The sequence below is a fragment of the Achromobacter sp. SIMBA_011 genome, assembly GCF_046535435.1.
Taxonomy (GTDB): domain Bacteria; phylum Pseudomonadota; class Gammaproteobacteria; order Burkholderiales; family Burkholderiaceae_B; genus Achromobacter; species Achromobacter dolens.
This window is the reverse complement of the sequence record NZ_JAWRWN010000510.1, coordinates 1-270: the sequence shown is the minus strand read 5'-3', so window position 1 is coordinate 270 and position 270 is coordinate 1. Positions and strand designations below refer to the sequence as shown.

Genomic DNA, 270 nt, shown 5'->3' with positions numbered 1-270 from the left:
AAAGCATCGGATCTGTTTGTGAAGGTGCTGGAAGCCGAAGGCGTCGAATACGTGTTCGGCATTCCCGGTGAGGAAAACCTCGATCTGCTCGAATCGCTGCGGCGCTCGAAGATCAAGCTCGTGTTGACCCGCCACGAGCAGGCGGCCGGTTTCATGGCCGCAACCTACGGCCGTCTCACCGGCCGCACCGGCGTGTGTCTCGCGACGCTCGGGCCGGGCGCCACCAATTTCGTGACGGCCGCCGCGTATGCGCAGCTCGGCGGCATGCCG

At 64.8% G+C, this 270-nt stretch carries 1 protein-coding gene; it reads left to right on the top strand.

Annotated features, from left to right (window positions below; genetic code table 11):
* The coding region (locus SB816_RS31935; RefSeq protein ID WP_410548234.1) for a thiamine pyrophosphate-binding protein at positions 1–270 on the top strand (270 nt) is incomplete at both ends.